The following is a 16,117-nucleotide window of genomic DNA, read 5'->3' on the forward strand; positions in this document are numbered from 1 at the left end:
ATATTACCACCTTCAGGCACTTTTAGATGACCAAATCCCAGAGCTAAGATCATCAAGCACACTATCCAGCTTGCCGGATAAAATTTTATCTAACTGTTTTACCCCACCACTGTCAGCGAAGTAGCTGTTAACAAAGTCCTTATCAATAACGACTTCGTAAATGAGCTGCCTTGCCAGTCGATCTAACCAAGTACGCTGGACAGGTGTCCATGCATGGCTGCGATAGATATTCTCCATCGCTCTCGTGACACGTTGTTCAAAAGGAATAAGAGGTTCACCTAATGCAGCCTGACGAATATGCCCGATAATACTGGCTGCAATATCCTGATTTGTTTGGTTACGTACCGCTGTTTTCAATTTTGCTTCAGAGTAACCAGCCTGATCCAACTCTAAACGGATTTTTTTCAATTCTTCCCGCGTGAGATCGCGAGGCTTATTAACTACCGCTGTCAAAGCGGCTGATTGGTTAATTTGCTCTCGAATAAATTGGTTAAAACTATCAAGATAATCATCGGGACGTTGATAATCACCATAACCCTGACTACGTTCGCGCAATGCATCTTTGTGTTCTGAGATAATTGGCCGATTTTGGTTTCCCAATAAGTCAGATAATTCATCTAATTGCTGAAGCAGATTACGGTGCTGCTGTAGAAAAATAGATACCTTTTGCGGCCCTATGCTACGTAAATATTGAGGTAATGTTATTGCTTCAATTCCCCAGAGTACTCCGAGATCATCAAGCTTTTCTCGTAATTCGGGCTTCGATTGAGCTTTGCTACCCGCCTTACGCAGTACTTTCATCAATTTCTGACTGAGTTGACTTACAAGCACATCAGCATGAGTTTCGCCATCCTTACAGCCCGGGTGATTCAATGCAAGTTGGAGTTGCTCACTATCGGTCAATTCTCCAACCAACTGTTCTGACGTGATATTGGGATTTTTGACCAGAGGCTTCATGGTAGTCACATTTTCTAATGCCGCATAAATATCAACTGGATCGTAAATACGGAAAGTTGATTTACCAATTTCATCGCTGCGACGAGTCGCACGACCAAGCATCTGTTCAAACAAAATTCGTGACTTAACCCGCCGCATATACACCAAATGACAGATTTTTGGTACATCAATACCTGTGGTTAATAAATCAACTGTAATGGCAATGTTGGGGTAACGTTCGTTTTTATAACGTGAGATAAGTTGGTCTACCTTATCACTCTTGCCTGTAATTTTTTCTACTGCGGCTTGATTATAATCTGGGTACATTTCACTGAAGGCTTTATCCAACTGATGTTTTACTTTATCAGCATGAAGATCGTTTGCGCAGAAGATTAATGTCTTTTCATCACCAAAAGGGTCTAGCTCCTTAACCAATTCCTCACAGATGACTCGGTTAAAATCATCATTTATTACCCGTCGGTTAAAAGCATCCACCTCAAAATCCATTTCATCGTCCAACTGATCCATTTCAACTGCACCCGTTTGGATGTTAATAACCTGAACTTTTTCACCTTTATCGAAATGAATGCCTTCCTGACTAAGCTTAGTCGCGTAACGGACTGGAGGTTCATGATCAATTAACCAATCATCAGCCACTGCTTCCCGATAAGTATATGTAAATACAGCCTTACCAAAAATTTCGGTCGTGTGTTTGGCTGGTGTCGCCGTTAATGCAACTTTAACAGCATCGAAATAATCCAAAACCCGACGATAGCTGGAAAGATATTGAGCAACATCCCGTGTCGCCATTTCACCTTCCGTCATCTCTTGGTCTAAGGTATAACCTCGATGAGCTTCATCAATAATCACACAGTCAAATTCATCTACAGGAGGAGGATTATCTGATTTAAAAATACGGCTTACCATAGACTGCACTGTTGCAACTTGAACACGAGTTTCAGCTTCCGCCGCCATATCTCCTAACTCAGCAATATTGTAGATTTGTGACAAAGTCTGGTTTTGTTCCAATGGCGCTTCTTTAAATGCATCAATTGCTTGTTTTCCCAGTGTTGTTCTATCCACAAGAAACAAAATACGCTTAAACCGTTCTGTTTTGAGAAAACGGTATATTAATCCAATAATTGTTCGCGTTTTCCCTGTGCCAGTTGCCATCTCCAACAAAGCAGAGCGAACATTATGAACCAGCGTGTTTTCTACCGCTTTAACCGCTTTCTGCTGATAATCACGTAACTTGAGATAATCAAAACTTTCTTTTTTGAGTTTCTCTTCTGCCTGTTCTTTACTGCGTTTCAACAGGTCAAGCAAGCCTGCTGGTGTATGAAATTGTGGTAATGAGCGCCGGATATTGTGGCAATCTCTGACATCACGGAACCAAGTACCCGAAGACTCTGCCTGTTGCTTCACCCAAGGACGGCCATTACAGGAATAAACAAAAGGAATTTTGTAATGACTATCTGATTCATCAGGCCAGGCAACTGTTCGACCTTCCAATTCCCAAGCGCCTGTCATTGATGAAGTGACAGAAAAACCTTTGCTATAACGCTCTGCCTGAGTAATTTTCCCGGCAACATTGACGTTTTCTCTTTTTGCTTCAACGGCTGCAATCGGTGTTAAACCGCAAAACAAGACATAATCAGCACGACCACCCTTTCCATTATGTTTCGTCGGCCATTCTGCAATCGCTTTATTGACATTTTTTTCAGGACGAGTTCCATTTGCATATGTCATGGTTTGAGTATCAGTCAGCCAACCCGCTTCATTTAATTGTTGGTCAATGATGATACGAGTCAACTCTTCATTTAATGAAACATTATCATTGGCCTTCTTAATTTTATAAAGAAGCTGCTTACGTTGTACTTGTGCCTGGTGCTCATTCTGGTTAACTAACTTAGTTTGTAAGTCTTTCAGCTTTATTTCATATTCCTGCTGTAATTGCAGAAGAGCTTGCTGATGTTGTTGAGCCAACGCTTCTTGTAAACGGGACTCTTTATCCATTTCTAACGCCAGAGCTTCATACTCTTGTTTTTCTCTAATCAACAAATCTTGATACTGCTGATTGGAACCAAGTTGGACGTTAGCGTTGGTTAGTTCGTTTTTGAGCTGCTCAATCTCAGATTGCAATTGACATAATTGCTGACTAGGGTCAGTCGGAGGGATAAATGGACCAGGTTGAAAATCAGTGCCTGCTTTACCAAAAGTTTGATGGAACCAAATAGCTATTGCACGCGCAATTTTTAAACCATCAAGTGCTTCTTTATGCTGCGTATGAAACCCATGTGTCGCTTTATTACCTTCAACACGCAGGATATGAAAAAAGTTGCGTATTTCCGGCTGAAATTTTAATTCACGATTAAGGCTATACAATAAGTCAGACTGTGATGTTTTTTCATCAAATACAATGCCTGCGATCAATGCCATATGTTGAGATAATGCTTCTCCTAATTGTCTGAGTTTTATCAGTGTCGTATTTGGATCACTATAAAAAACTAACTCAGCAGCAGAAGCAATTTGAACAAATAATGGATCATGTTCGGAAAGAAAACCAAAGTTAACAGAGGACGGTAAGGTAGGTTGCTTCAAAGATTGTTCTCCCCTCAAAGCCGATATTTTAAAAATGCGTTTTTATTTATAAGATGATTGTGATTGGATGAACTTCCGGTTTATTTCCTTATCATCCAAATCATTTCAATATCATAATGTTATCGAGCACTTTTACAAGTTCAACTTATCTAGAAGGGTATAAATAGATCTAACCAATCAATGAATATTATAGACAAAGTTCACTTTTACTCCTTCCACAACGCATTCATTGGCACCGCATACGTATTTGGTACTTGGCTTATGGGTAAGCAATTATTTCCGGTATAAAGTAGTATTCCTCCTTGCCAATCGTTGCCAGATAATAAGGCCAACTTAGCTAAACCAGCCCCGTCTTTAGGTTGAATGCTGGCTGATTTTTTCACTTCCACACCCCAGACTTTTCTCCCATCTTCAATCACCAGATCAACTTCAACCTGCTCTTTATCTCTGTAGTGAGAAAAAAATAGTTCACGTTCGCTCCAACCCGATTGGCAAATCAGTTGCTGCACCACGAAACTTTCTAATACTGCTCCGAAATCACTACTAAAATCATACCAATCATCGGTACGTAAGTTGGTCAAAGCACATGCTAAACCTGATTCGATTATGTGAATCTTCGGTGTTTTCAATAATCTCTTAGCATGGTTTTTATGCCACGCAGGTAAACGACGGACTAAAAATAAACGCTCCAATATAGTGATGTATTTATCAACGGTGTCACGCTGGATGCCTAAATCTTTCGACAATCCACTAATATTCAGTAAGTTTCCTGTACGGAGTGCAAGTATCTTGATAAGGCGAAGCAGTTCTTCTTCGTCACGGATTGCTGCAATATCTTTGACATCTCGTTGAATAATGGCATTAAGATACTGTTTATGCCACTGACGAGCCCTCTCTTCTGTTCGGGTGTTGGGTTCTGGGTAACCACCTTGTACTACAGCGTCCGCTATTCCCTCTAGTTGAGCTTGTTCTCCTTTAATGGATGGTGAAATACGATTGGATAGCAATTTTTCAAGTAGCGTCACAGATGAATACTGTTTTTCTTGTTCAGATAAGGGTTGTAGATAAGTCACTTCAACACGTCCAGCCAATGACTCCTGAACCCCCGGCAGTAATAACAAGTTGGCAGAGCCTGTAAGAATGAAACGCCCTGATGTTCTATTAGTATCTACTACTGCTTTTAATGCGGGCAAAATTTCCGGTACTCTCTGCACTTCATCAAGTGTAACTCGTTCAGGTAATCCTTGAACAAACCCTAAAGGATCGCTTTTCACAGCATTCAATAGCGTACTATCATCAAAAGTAATATACGCTCTCCCCGGCTCTAATTCTTTTGCCAGTGTGGTTTTTCCTACCTGACGAGGTCCCAATAAACACACCACTGGTGTATCGGTTAATGCTTCTTTCAGTTTGGGAGCTATAAGCCTAGGATATCGTTTATTGTCCAATGTGATTGTGCCCATTAACTATTATATTAAGGATGATGGTAACCGACTATTTGCTGGTTATTATAGCGACTATTTGTTGGTTTCACATCCGACTATTTGCATGTTTAAATCACGACTATTTGCTGGTTTAAAATACTAACACCATAAAAAATCCGGTTATGTTATTCATAACCGGATTTAGAAGGCCTCAATTTTCACATGGTTAAAAGTTAATCAATCACATTGAAAATTAACCTTATTCTACCGTCACAGACTTCGCCAAGTTACGCGGCTGATCCACATCTGTACCTTTGATCAATGCAACGTGGTAAGAAAGCAATTGCAGTGGAACGGTGTAGAAGATCGGGGCGATCAACTCTTCTACGTGCGGCAGGGAGATGATCTTCATGTTTTCGCTGTTGGTAAAACCGGCATCCTGATCAGCGAAGACGTACAGCAAACCGCCACGGGCACGGACTTCTTCAATGTTGGATTTCAGTTTTTCCAGCAGTTCGTTGTTTGGCGCAATGATGATCACCGGCATATCCGCATCAATCAGTGCCAACGGGCCATGTTTCAGTTCGCCTGCTGCATAGGCTTCTGCGTGAATGTAGGAGATCTCTTTCAGTTTCAGTGCACCTTCAACTGCGATCGGGTATTGATCGCCACGGCCGAGGAACAGGGCGTGATGTTTTTCAGAGAAATCTTCCGCCAACGCTTCAATCAGTTTGTCTTTAGACAACATGCTTTCGATGCGGCTTGGCAGGGCATGCAGGGCATGGACTATATCGTGTTCCAATGCCGTATCTGAATCTTTCAGGCGTCCCATGTAAGCCACCAGCATCAGCAATACGGTTAACTGGGTCGTGAAAGCTTTGGTCGAGGCTACGCCGATTTCAGCGCCTGCTTTGGTCATCAGGGCAAATTCTGATTCACGTACCAGAGAGGAACCCGCAACGTTACAGATGGTCAACGAGGTCAGGTAGCCCAGTTCTTTGGATAAGCGCAGGGCAGCCAAGGTATCTGCCGTTTCACCGGACTGAGACAGGGTAATCAGCAGGCTGTTTTTACGGCGTGCAGGCTTGCGGTAACGGAATTCAGAGGCGATTTCCACGTCACATGGAATACCCGCCAATGATTCAAACCAGTAGCGTGAAACCATTCCCGCATTATAAGAAGTACCACAAGCAACGATTTGGATATGCTCAACCTGGGACAGCAGTTCAGCAGCATTAGCGCCCAGTTCTGACAGATTTACCTGACCGTTGCTTAAACGGCCTTCCAGTGTGCTCTTGATAGCCATTGGTTGTTCGTAAATCTCTTTCTGCATGTAGTGACGATAAACACCTTTGTCACCTGCATCGTATTGAACGTTGGATTCAATCTGCTCACGTTCAACGGCTTCGCCGTTCACATCAAAGATGCGAACAGTGCGGCGGGTGATTTCTGCAATATCACCTTCTTCCAGATAGATAAAACGACGGGTGACCGGCAGTAACGCAAGTTGGTCAGATGCCAGGAAGTTTTCACCCATTCCCAGACCGATAACCAATGGGCTACCAGAACGAGCTGCCACCAGCACATCAGGGTTACGGCTATCCATAATTACGGTGCCGTAAGCACCACGCAATTGCGGGATAACTCGCTGAATAACTTCCAGCAATGTTCCGCCTTGTTGTTGTTCCCAATGAACAAGGTGGGCAATGGTTTCTGTATCTGTATCAGAAGAGAAGATGTAACCACGCGCTTTTAACTCTTCGCGCAGTTCTTCGTGGTTTTCAATAATGCCGTTATGCACAACCGCAATATGTTCAGAAACATGAGGATGGGCGTTACGTTCACTTGGTTCACCGTGAGTTGCCCAGCGGGTATGGGCAATCCCCGTACCACCAATAACAGGCTGTTTGTCTGCCTCATCAGCCAGCATCTGCACTTTACCTACTTCACGCAGGCGGGTCATATGGTTTTCGCTGTCAACGACAGCCATTCCCGCAGAATCATAACCACGGTACTCCAGACGACGAAGGCCTTCGATCAGTATTTCTGCAATATCTCGTTGTGCACAAGCACCAACAATTCCACACATGGGTTTCATTCCTAAAAACAGGGCTATTAAACACCCTTTTTATGTCGCACAACCTGATTGTTTTCCGGCTGTTTGCCGGTCCCCGAGCTTTGTAGAGATGGGGATTATTGGTATATCTTATTTATTTTTCTTAACTGGTCGTTGCCAGTTTTTAATATGAGTTTGTTTCACGCGGCTGATGACCAGCTCATTTTCAGCAACGTTTTTTGTTACGGTAGTTCCCGCACCGATAGTTGCACCTTTTTCTATTGTAACAGGCGCAACAAACTGGGTATCTGAACCAACAAAAACATCATCACCAATGATGGTTTTAAATTTATTAGCACCATCATAGTTGCAGGTAATGGTTCCTGCACCAATATTCACATTATTGCCAATCTCAGAATCACCAAGATAAGTCAGATGACCCGCTTTGGAACCTTTACCCAGAGACGCTTTTTTGATTTCTACGAAGTTACCAACGTGAGCTTTTTCCGCCAGTTTAGTGCCCGGACGTAAACGTGCAAAAGGCCCGACTGTGCACTCTGTTGAAAGTTCAGAACCTTCGATGATAGTGTAAGGGCTGATTACCGCACCATCACCAATAACGCAGTTTTTCAGGATACAGCCAGAACCAATATGAACATGATCTCCCAGTGTGACATTGCCTTTGATAATCACATTGGTATCAATCACTACATCACGACCATGTTCTAATGTTCCACGCAGATCAAAACGAGCAGGATCTAATAACATAATCCCTGCCAGCAATAATTTTTCAGCTTGCTCAGACTGGTAAATACGCTCCAGAGTAGAAAGTTGAAGACGATTGTTAACCCCTTCCATTTCACTTAAACGACTTGGGTGTACCGCCTTAATTTGACGACCTTCTTTATGTGCTAGCGCAATAACATCGGTAAGGTAATATTCACCCTGTGCGTTGTTGTTTTCCAATTTGGATAACCAACGTTTCAAATCACCGCCATTTGCAACCAAAATACCCGTGTTGATTTCGTTGATTTTACGCTGTTTTTCCGTCGCATCTTTCTGTTCGATAATACCTGTAACTTCACCATTGACACGGATGATACGACCATATCCCGTTGGATTGTCTAAAATAGCGGTCAATAAACCGATTCCACCTTCTGGTTTTGCCTCTATTAAGCGTTCTAAAGTATCTTTGGCAATCAAAGGGACATCACCGTAAAGGATCAGAATATCTTCATCATCTGCAAAATGAGGAGCTGCCTGCTGCATGGCATGGCCAGTACCAAGCTGTTCAGCTTGCAATACCCAGTTCAAATTTTGGTTGGAGAGTGTGTGTTTCATCAGATCACCGCCATGCCCGTAAACCAAATGAACATTTTGAGTACCCAATTCCATTGCGGTGTCAATGACATGCTGCACCATTGGCTTGCCAGCCAACAAATGCAAAACTTTGGGAAGATCAGAATACATGCGAGTTCCCTTGCCTGCGGCAAGGATCACGACACTTTTAGTGTTGGCACCGTTTGAAATAATAGACATAAGAAACCTGACAATTCCAATTTTAAGTATGAAAGTAAACCTGTTTGCGAAATAAATTGCCACATATTTCGCAATGCAAAAAAGCCAGTTAGCTTTCACCAACTGGCTTTTTATTTCACTGCCTACCCTTCTTTCAAGTTGCTATTCAGTTGAATGCAATTAGAAATCTATCGGGTACTGATTACATCAATTTCTTTGTCAGCTCGATAACGCGAAGTTTCGCGATCGCTTTTGACAATTCAGCAGATGCCTGAGCATAATCAACATCGCCGTGAGATCTACGGATATGTTCTTCCGCCTTGCGCTTAGATTCAAGCACCTTAGCTTCGTCCAAATCCTTACCACGGATCGCTGTATCGGCCAGTACGATAACGCCGTTTGGCTGAACTTCAAGAATTCCACCAGACAGGTAGATAAACTCTTCTTCACCAAACTGCTTAACAATACGTATCATGCCCGGTTTTATGGCAGTAAGCAGTGGTGTGTGTTGAGGATAAATCCCCAGCTCACCTTCACTGCCTGTCACCTGAATTTTCTGTACCAGCCCTTCAAACATAAGTTTTTCAGCACTGACTACGTTCAGGGAGAACGTCATTGCAGCCATATCAACCTCCCGTCAGCCGTATTAAAGCGCCTTCGCTTTTTCCACAGCTTCTTCGATGCTACCAACCATGTAGAACGCCTGCTCTGGCAGATGGTCATAATCACCATTCAGGATACCTTTGAAGCCACGGATAGTGTCCTTCAGAGAAACGAATTTACCTGGTGAACCGGTGAAGACTTCTGCAACGAAGAATGGCTGAGACAAGAAGCGCTGGATCTTACGGGCACGTGCCACAACCAGTTTGTCGTCTTCAGACAGCTCGTCCATACCGAGAATAGCGATGATGTCTTTCAGTTCCTGATAACGCTGTAGGATAGACTGAACACCACGAGCCACATCATAGTGCTCCTGGCCAACAACCAGTGGATCAAGCTGACGGCTGGTTGAATCCAGTGGATCAACCGCAGGGTAAATACCCAGAGATGCTATCTGACGGCTCAATACGACGGTTGCATCTAAGTGAGCAAAGGTTGTCGCTGGTGATGGGTCAGTCAAGTCATCCGCAGGAACGTAAACTGCCTGTACGGAGGTGATAGAGCCAGTTTTGGTAGAGGTGATGCGCTCTTGCAGAATACCCATCTCTTCTGCCAGTGTTGGCTGGTAACCTACCGCAGATGGCATACGACCCAACAGTGCAGATACTTCTGTCCCTGCCAGGGTATAACGGTAAATGTTGTCAACGAACAGCAGAACGTCACGGCCTTCATCACGGAATTTTTCCGCCATGGTCAAACCGGTCAATGCAACACGCAGACGGTTTCCTGGTGGCTCATTCATCTGACCGTATACCAGAGATACTTTGTCCAGTACGTTTGAGTCAGTCATTTCATGATAGAAGTCGTTACCTTCACGGGTACGCTCACCAACACCAGCAAATACAGAGTAACCTGAGTGCTCGATCGCGATGTTACGGATAAGCTCCATCATGTTAACGGTTTTACCTACACCCGCACCACCGAACAAACCAACTTTACCACCCTTAGCAAATGGGCAGATCAAGTCCATTACTTTGATACCAGTTTCCAGTAATTCCTGAGAGTTGGATAACTCTTCATAGGTTGGTGCCGTACGGTGAATTGACCAGCGCTCTTCTTCGCCAATCTCACCTTTCATGTCAATTGGATCGCCCAATACGTTCATGATACGCCCCAGTGTTGCTTTACCCACTGGAACTTCGATTGGGTGCCCTAAATCAGTCACGTCCAAATTACGGCGCAGGCCATCGGAGGTACCCATTGCAATACAACGCACAATACCACCACCTAACTGCTGCTGAACTTCCAGCACCAGTTTTTCTTCACCGTTTTTAACCTCAAGGGCATCGTATACTTTTGGTACGCTGTCCTGAGGGAATTCGACGTCCACTACGGCGCCGATTACCTGGATAATCTTTCCAGTAGCCATCTTGAATCCTCTACGTAATTCGTAAACCTAGCTGTTAAACCGCAGAAGCACCCGAAACGATTTCGGTGAGTTCCTGAGTGATGCTGGCCTGACGAGCCTTGTTGTAAACCAACTGCAACTCTTTGATCAGGTTGCCACCGTTATCGGTCGCGGCTTTCATCGCTACCATTCGTGCGGCCTGTTCACTAGCCAGGTTTTCAACGACGCCCTGATAAACTTGTGATTCTATATAGCGGCGCAGCAGGGTATCCAACAGCGCTTTAGGATCAGGTTCATACAGATAATCCCAGGACTTCTTCTTCAGTGTTTCATCGTCTCCGGCTGGCAGAGGCAATAACTGAGTAATCGTCGGAACCTGAGACATAGTATTAATGAACTTGTTTGTCACTATATACAGTTTATCCAGACGTCCTTCATCATATGCTTGCATCATGACGTGGACTGGCCCGATCAGTTCGGACAATGATGGGTTATCTCCCATCCCTGTTACTTGGGTAACAATGTTACCGCCAACAGAAGAAAAGAAAGAAACCGCTTTTGATCCAACAAGCGCCAAATCAACCTGGACGTTTTTATCAGACCAGTCTTTCATTTCTATCAGCAATTTTTTGAACAAATTAATGTTCAAACCGCCACATAAACCACGGTCAGTCGAAACAACCACGTACCCAACACGCTTCACTTCGCGCTCTTCAAGGTATGGATGTTTGTATTCCAGATTACCCAATGCAAGGTGCCCAATCACACTGCGAATGGTCTCTGCGTAAGGACGGCTAGCCGCCATGCGATCCTGCGTTTTACGCATTTTGGAGGCGGCGACCATTTCCATCGCTTTAGTGATTTTTTGCGTGTTTTGCACACTGGCGATTTTGGTACGTATCTCTTTTGCGCCGGCCATTTCTGCTTCTCCGAATTCAACCAGACGGCCCGAGTTATTTTAATTAAATAAAATCAAACTGGGCCGAATAGTGTTACCAGGACTGAGTCGCCTTGAAGGATTCCAACAGAGCTTTCAGCTTCGCTTCGATCTCTGTGTTGTAATCACCAGACTGGTCAATCTCTTTCAGAAGATCAGAATGTTCACGGCTAGCATATGACAACAGAGCAGCTTCGAAACTGACCACTTTCGCGATTTCGATATCTTCCAGATAACCACGCTCAGCAGCGAACAAAGACAGAGCCTGCTGTGCAATAGACATCGGCTGATACTGTTTCTGTTTCAACAACTCAGTTACTTTCTGACCATGATCCAATTGCTTACGAGTTGCATCATCCAGATCAGAAGCAAACTGGGAGAATGCAGCCAGTTCACGATACTGAGCCAGAGCGGTACGGATACCACCAGACAGTTTCTTGATGATCTTAGTCTGAGCAGCACCACCTACACGGGATACAGAAATCCCTGGGTTAACCGCTGGACGGATACCTGCGTTGAACAGAGAAGATTCCAGGAAGATCTGACCATCAGTGATGGAGATAACGTTTGTTGGTACGAACGCAGAAACGTCACCCGCCTGAGTTTCAATGATTGGCAGTGCAGTCAGTGAACCCGTCTGGCCTTTCACTTCACCATTGGTGAATTTTTCAACGTATTCAGAGTTAACTCGCGCTGCACGCTCCAGCAGACGGGAGTGCAGATAGAAAACATCACCAGGGAATGCTTCACGTCCAGGTGGACGACGCAGCAACAAAGAAATCTGACGGTACGCAACAGCCTGCTTAGACAGGTCATCGTAAACAATCAGTGCATCTTCACCGCGATCGCGGAAATATTCACCCATCGCACAGCCAGAGTATGGTGCCAAATATTGCAGGGCCGCGGATTCTGATGCGGACGCAACAACAACGATGGTGTTTTCCAGTGCATTGTGCTCTTCCAGTTTACGAACTACGTTAGAGATGGTAGAGGCTTTCTGACCAATCGCAACATAGATACATTTGATACCAGAATTACGCTGGTTGATGATCGCATCGATAGCCAGCGCGGTTTTACCGGTCTGACGGTCACCGATTACCAGCTCACGCTGGCCACGGCCGATCGGGATCATGGCATCAACGGATTTGTAACCTGTCTGAACAGGCTGGTCAACGGATTGACGATCGATAACACCCGGCGCAATCACTTCAACAGGTGAGAAACCATCATGTTCAAGAGCGCCTTTACCATCGATTGGTTCACCCAGTGTGTTAACAACACGACCCAGCAGACCACGACCAACAGGTACTTCCAAAATTCGGCCAGTACATTTGACTTTCATGCCTTCGGCCAAGTCAGCATACGGACCCATCACAACCGCACCTACAGAGTCACGCTCCAGGTTCAGTGCAATTGCATAACGGTTGCTAGGCAGAGAGATCATCTCACCCTGCATGACATCGGCTAAACCGTGGACACGAATGATACCGTCGTTAACGGAAACAATCGTTCCTTCATTGTGAGCTTCGCTCACGACATTGAACTGAGCAATACGCTGTTTGATCAGTTCGCTGATTTCGGTGGAATTCAGTTGCATATGCTCCAGTCCCCTTAAGACTGCAAGTCGTCTGTTAAACGATTCAGACGGCCACGAATACTGCCATCAATCACCATATCACCCGCGCGAATAATCACACCGGCAATAACAGACTTGTCAATTTTGCAATTCAGCTTCACTTTGCGTGACAGACGTTTTTCCATCGCCGCAGAAATTTTAGCCTGCTGCTGCTCATTTAGTTCGGACACAGAAATCACTTCAACATCAATGGTTGATTCAAGTGACGCACGCAATTGTATAAATTGCTGGAAGACTTCTGGCAGTACCAGCAAGCGACCATTTTCTGCCATTACACGAATAAAGTTCTGAGCATGCGCATCAACCTGCTCACCACAAAGGGTGATAAAGGTTTTGGCTAACGTTTCCGGTGCCAATGAACCGGAAAGCAGCTCACCAACCTGCTCATTGCGAGTAACCTCAGCAATAAACGCCAGCATGTTCTGCCAGTGTTCAATAGATTGGTGTTCTACAGCAAAGTCAAAAGCTGCTTTGGCGTAGGGGCGAGCTACCGTAGCAAATTCAGACATGCCCCTCCCTCCTTACAGTTCAGCGACCAGTTTATCAACGATGTCGCTGTTAGCAGCTTCATCCACGGAACGTTCGATAATTTTCTCGGCACCTGCAATAGCCAGCATCGCAACCTGTTTACGTAACTCTTCACGAGCGCGTTTGCGTTCAGCTTCAATTTCAGCATTCGCTTGCACTAAGATTTTGTTACGCTCCAGCTCTGCTTCTGCTTTAGCATCATCAATAATTTGGGCTTTTTGTTTATTAGCCTGCTCAATGATAACTTGCGCATCAGCTTTCGCTTTTTTCAGTTGGTCGGTCGCATTGGCTTGCGCTAAGTCCAGGTTCTTTTTGGCACGTTCTGCTGAAGCCAAACCGTCAGTAATCTCTTTCTGACGCTTTTCAATGGCCGCCATGATTGGTGGCCATACATACTTCATGCAGAACAAAACAAACAGGACAAACGCGAAGGCCTGGCCGAGGATTGTTGCGTTAATATTCACGGCACAATACCTCTATTTCAATTAATGAATTGGCGTAATTTAGAGTTCTGCTATTTCACTTAGGCAACAGCGAACATCATAAACAAGCCCAGGCCCACAGCAATCATGGGGATGGCATCAACCAGACCCATAACGATAAAGAACTGTGTACGCAGCAGAGGAATCAGATCAGGCTGACGAGCTGCGCCTTCCAGGAATTTACCCCCGAGGATGCCGATACCGATCGCAGCACCGATAGCCGCCAAACCCATCAGAATAGCGGCAGCTATGTACAGCAGATCCATGTTTATATCCATGACAGTCTCCAGTTTGTTTCAGTTAAAACACAATTATTGATTGATAAAAATTAATGCTCTTCAGATGCCATCGACAGATAAACGATCGTCAGAACCATGAAAATAAAGGCTTGTAACGTTATAATCAGTATGTGGAAAATAGCCCAAGGCAAGCTGAGTAACCACTGTGACCACATCGGCAAAAGAGCCGCAATAAGAATAAAGATTAATTCGCCGGCATACATATTACCAAACAGTCGCAGACCGAGTGATATAGGCTTAGACAGCAAGCTAACCCCTTCCAAAATTAAGTTAATAGGAATAAACAGCGGATGATTGAAAGGCTGTAATGCCAGCTCCTTCGCAAAACCCTTGATTCCTTTCATCTTAATGCTGTAGAACAGAATGAGGACAAAGACACCGAGGGCCATCGACAAGGTGACACTGACATCTGCGGTTGGAACAATACGCAACGCAGGCAAGCCGAAGACGTGTTCACCGATGTAAGGAATAAAATCGATTGGCAGCAAGTCCAATGCGTTCATCAGTAACACCCAGACGAACACAGTCAAAGCCAGAGGAGCTATCACCTTGCTCTTGCCGTGATACATATCACGAACGGTATTATCAACGAAGCCGATTACCATTTCTATTGCAGTCTGGAATTTCCCCGGAACGCCATCAGTAGCACGAACCGCGACTCTTCTGAATACAAATAGAAACAACATCCCTAATACGATGGAGAAAAAAAGCGAGTCAATGTTCAACGTCCAGAACGTCGCCTCATAACCACTAGCGTGGGGATTGACCAACTCAAAGGTACGCAAGTCCAGCTGAAGGTGCTTCAGGTGGTGACTTATGTACTCCGAAGTTGAAACTTCTCCTGATGCAGACATGATGCTTTTTACCCTTTTGTTGTTAAAAACGCTAACCGTTCATTACGGCAGGTGCGATGATCTGCACAATCAGCACCGCTAAATAGGCCACACCAAGTGGTGCAAATGCCGCCTTGAACACCGCTAAAGCGACTATCAGCAAAGTTACCGTAATAATAACTTTAACCCCTTCGCTAATCGCGAAAAACCATGCAATACGTACTGGAACCCCTTCTTCTTTTATCTTTTGGAAGCGGCTGAGCAGCAAAAAAATAACATTTGGTAGCCAGCATGCTAATCCACCCACAAAAGCAGAAGCGCCCCACTCTATACTTTTGGTACAAAAAGCCACACTGAGAATAACAAAAGTCATTAACTGCAAAAATAACAGTTTCAGTGCCATTTTACCGTTGTAAAGGGATACAGACATGACTTTTGTTTTCTCCCTGAGGTACATCATCACATATCAGGTTTTGCTGAATGTTGTATAAAACTGGCTTTGCTTAAGAGTGTCAAGTGACAAAAACGTGCAAATTATACGGGCAGCCAAAATGAATTCAATCCATAAGTAGCGAAAAAGTGAATAATTATTTGTTTTTCTAATTTTGATGCTAGATCGCTCACAAATACTATTTAATATTCTGCAACGCCTAATGGTATGACCTCAGTATTAAACGTGATACATATCACATTAATCAAAAATCATTAATTATATTTATCATTGTATATAATGAAATTTGTTTATTTATTTTTCAATAAATATCATTTAATGAATTATATACCTTATAAGATTTATCAGATCTATCACTAAAAAAAATTAAAGTTAAATTTGACCACACTTCATTATAAATTCTTTAAA

At 44.0% G+C, this 16,117-nt stretch carries 13 protein-coding genes; all 13 read right to left on the bottom strand.

Going from position 1 to position 16,117, the window contains the following annotated elements; translation table 11 throughout:
- Window positions 1–12 precede the first annotated feature (12 nt).
- Window positions 13–3,537 carry a type I restriction-modification system endonuclease gene (hsdR, locus tag AACQ81_RS01320; RefSeq protein WP_237386035.1) on the bottom strand — a complete coding sequence of 1,175 codons (3,525 nt, stop codon included), beginning with the start codon at window positions 3,535–3,537 and terminating at the stop codon, window positions 13–15.
- 206 nt (window positions 3,538–3,743) lie between these two features.
- Entirely contained in the window at window positions 3,744–4,985 is a 1,242-nt protein-coding gene (locus AACQ81_RS01325) for an ATP-binding protein (protein WP_237386036.1), read from the bottom strand.
- Between the two features lie 235 nt (window positions 4,986–5,220).
- The gene (glmS, locus tag AACQ81_RS01330; RefSeq protein ID WP_237386037.1) at window positions 5,221–7,050 is read right to left on the bottom strand and encodes a glutamine--fructose-6-phosphate transaminase (isomerizing); all 1,830 of its coding nucleotides are present in this window, start codon (window positions 7,048–7,050) and stop codon (window positions 5,221–5,223) included.
- A 117-nt stretch (window positions 7,051–7,167) separates the two neighbouring features.
- A complete protein-coding gene (gene glmU, locus AACQ81_RS01335; RefSeq protein WP_272903006.1) occupies window positions 7,168–8,556 on the bottom strand; it encodes a bifunctional UDP-N-acetylglucosamine diphosphorylase/glucosamine-1-phosphate N-acetyltransferase GlmU in 1,389 nt (462 codons plus the stop codon).
- A gap of 181 nt (window positions 8,557–8,737) precedes the next feature.
- A complete protein-coding gene (locus tag AACQ81_RS01340; RefSeq protein WP_237386038.1) occupies window positions 8,738–9,160 on the bottom strand; it encodes a F0F1 ATP synthase subunit epsilon in 423 nt (140 codons plus the stop codon).
- A 21-nt stretch (window positions 9,161–9,181) separates the two neighbouring features.
- Window positions 9,182–10,564, bottom strand: a complete 1,383-nt coding sequence (atpD, locus tag AACQ81_RS01345) for a F0F1 ATP synthase subunit beta (protein ID WP_237386039.1) — start codon at window positions 10,562–10,564, stop codon at window positions 9,182–9,184.
- A 34-nt stretch (window positions 10,565–10,598) separates the two neighbouring features.
- Window positions 10,599–11,462: a F0F1 ATP synthase subunit gamma gene (atpG, locus tag AACQ81_RS01350; RefSeq protein WP_237386040.1), complete on the bottom strand. Its 864-nt coding sequence runs from the start codon at window positions 11,460–11,462 to the stop codon at window positions 10,599–10,601.
- A 73-nt stretch (window positions 11,463–11,535) separates the two neighbouring features.
- Window positions 11,536–13,077, bottom strand: coding sequence for a F0F1 ATP synthase subunit alpha (gene atpA, locus AACQ81_RS01355; RefSeq protein WP_237386041.1), 1,542 nt, complete (start codon window positions 13,075–13,077; stop codon window positions 11,536–11,538).
- A gap of 14 nt (window positions 13,078–13,091) precedes the next feature.
- Window positions 13,092–13,625, bottom strand: coding sequence for a F0F1 ATP synthase subunit delta (gene atpH / locus AACQ81_RS01360; protein ID WP_092553372.1), 534 nt, complete (start codon window positions 13,623–13,625; stop codon window positions 13,092–13,094).
- A 12-nt stretch (window positions 13,626–13,637) separates the two neighbouring features.
- A complete protein-coding gene (gene atpF, locus AACQ81_RS01365; RefSeq protein WP_010846129.1) occupies window positions 13,638–14,108 on the bottom strand; it encodes a F0F1 ATP synthase subunit B in 471 nt (156 codons plus the stop codon).
- 59 nt (window positions 14,109–14,167) lie between these two features.
- Window positions 14,168–14,404, bottom strand: a complete 237-nt coding sequence (gene atpE, locus AACQ81_RS01370; protein ID WP_010846128.1) for a F0F1 ATP synthase subunit C — start codon at window positions 14,402–14,404, stop codon at window positions 14,168–14,170.
- 50 nt (window positions 14,405–14,454) lie between these two features.
- Window positions 14,455–15,279 carry a F0F1 ATP synthase subunit A gene (atpB, locus tag AACQ81_RS01375; RefSeq protein ID WP_237386042.1) on the bottom strand — a complete coding sequence of 275 codons (825 nt, stop codon included), beginning with the start codon at window positions 15,277–15,279 and terminating at the stop codon, window positions 14,455–14,457.
- 31 nt (window positions 15,280–15,310) lie between these two features.
- On the bottom strand, window positions 15,311–15,688 hold the full coding sequence (gene atpI, locus AACQ81_RS01380; protein ID WP_237386043.1) for a F0F1 ATP synthase subunit I: 378 nt from the start codon (window positions 15,686–15,688) through the stop codon (window positions 15,311–15,313).
- Window positions 15,689–16,117 lie beyond the last annotated feature (429 nt).

The organism is Xenorhabdus sp. Sc-CR9 (genome assembly GCF_963897815.1).
Taxonomy (GTDB): domain Bacteria; phylum Pseudomonadota; class Gammaproteobacteria; order Enterobacterales; family Enterobacteriaceae; genus Xenorhabdus.

Excerpts from the sequence above, each read along its gene's own strand:
- atpA (WP_237386041.1), bottom strand. The coding sequence starts at position 13,077 with ATGCAACTGAATTCCACCGAAATCAGCGAACTGATCAAACAGCGTATT.
- glmS (WP_237386037.1), bottom strand. The coding sequence starts at position 7,050 with ATGTGTGGAATTGTTGGTGCTTGTGCACAACGAGATATTGCAGAAATA.
- atpI (WP_237386043.1), bottom strand. The coding sequence starts at position 15,688 with ATGTCTGTATCCCTTTACAACGGTAAAATGGCACTGAAACTGTTATTT.
- atpE (WP_010846128.1), bottom strand. The coding sequence starts at position 14,404 with ATGGATATAAACATGGATCTGCTGTACATAGCTGCCGCTATTCTGATG.
- atpB (WP_237386042.1), bottom strand. The coding sequence starts at position 15,279 with ATGTCTGCATCAGGAGAAGTTTCAACTTCGGAGTACATAAGTCACCAC.
- glmU (WP_272903006.1), bottom strand. The coding sequence starts at position 8,556 with ATGTCTATTATTTCAAACGGTGCCAACACTAAAAGTGTCGTGATCCTT.
- AACQ81_RS01340 (WP_237386038.1), bottom strand. The coding sequence starts at position 9,160 with ATGGCTGCAATGACGTTCTCCCTGAACGTAGTCAGTGCTGAAAAACTT.
- atpG (WP_237386040.1), bottom strand. The coding sequence starts at position 11,462 with ATGGCCGGCGCAAAAGAGATACGTACCAAAATCGCCAGTGTGCAAAAC.
- atpH (WP_092553372.1), bottom strand. The coding sequence starts at position 13,625 with ATGTCTGAATTTGCTACGGTAGCTCGCCCCTACGCCAAAGCAGCTTTT.
- atpD (WP_237386039.1), bottom strand. The coding sequence starts at position 10,564 with ATGGCTACTGGAAAGATTATCCAGGTAATCGGCGCCGTAGTGGACGTC.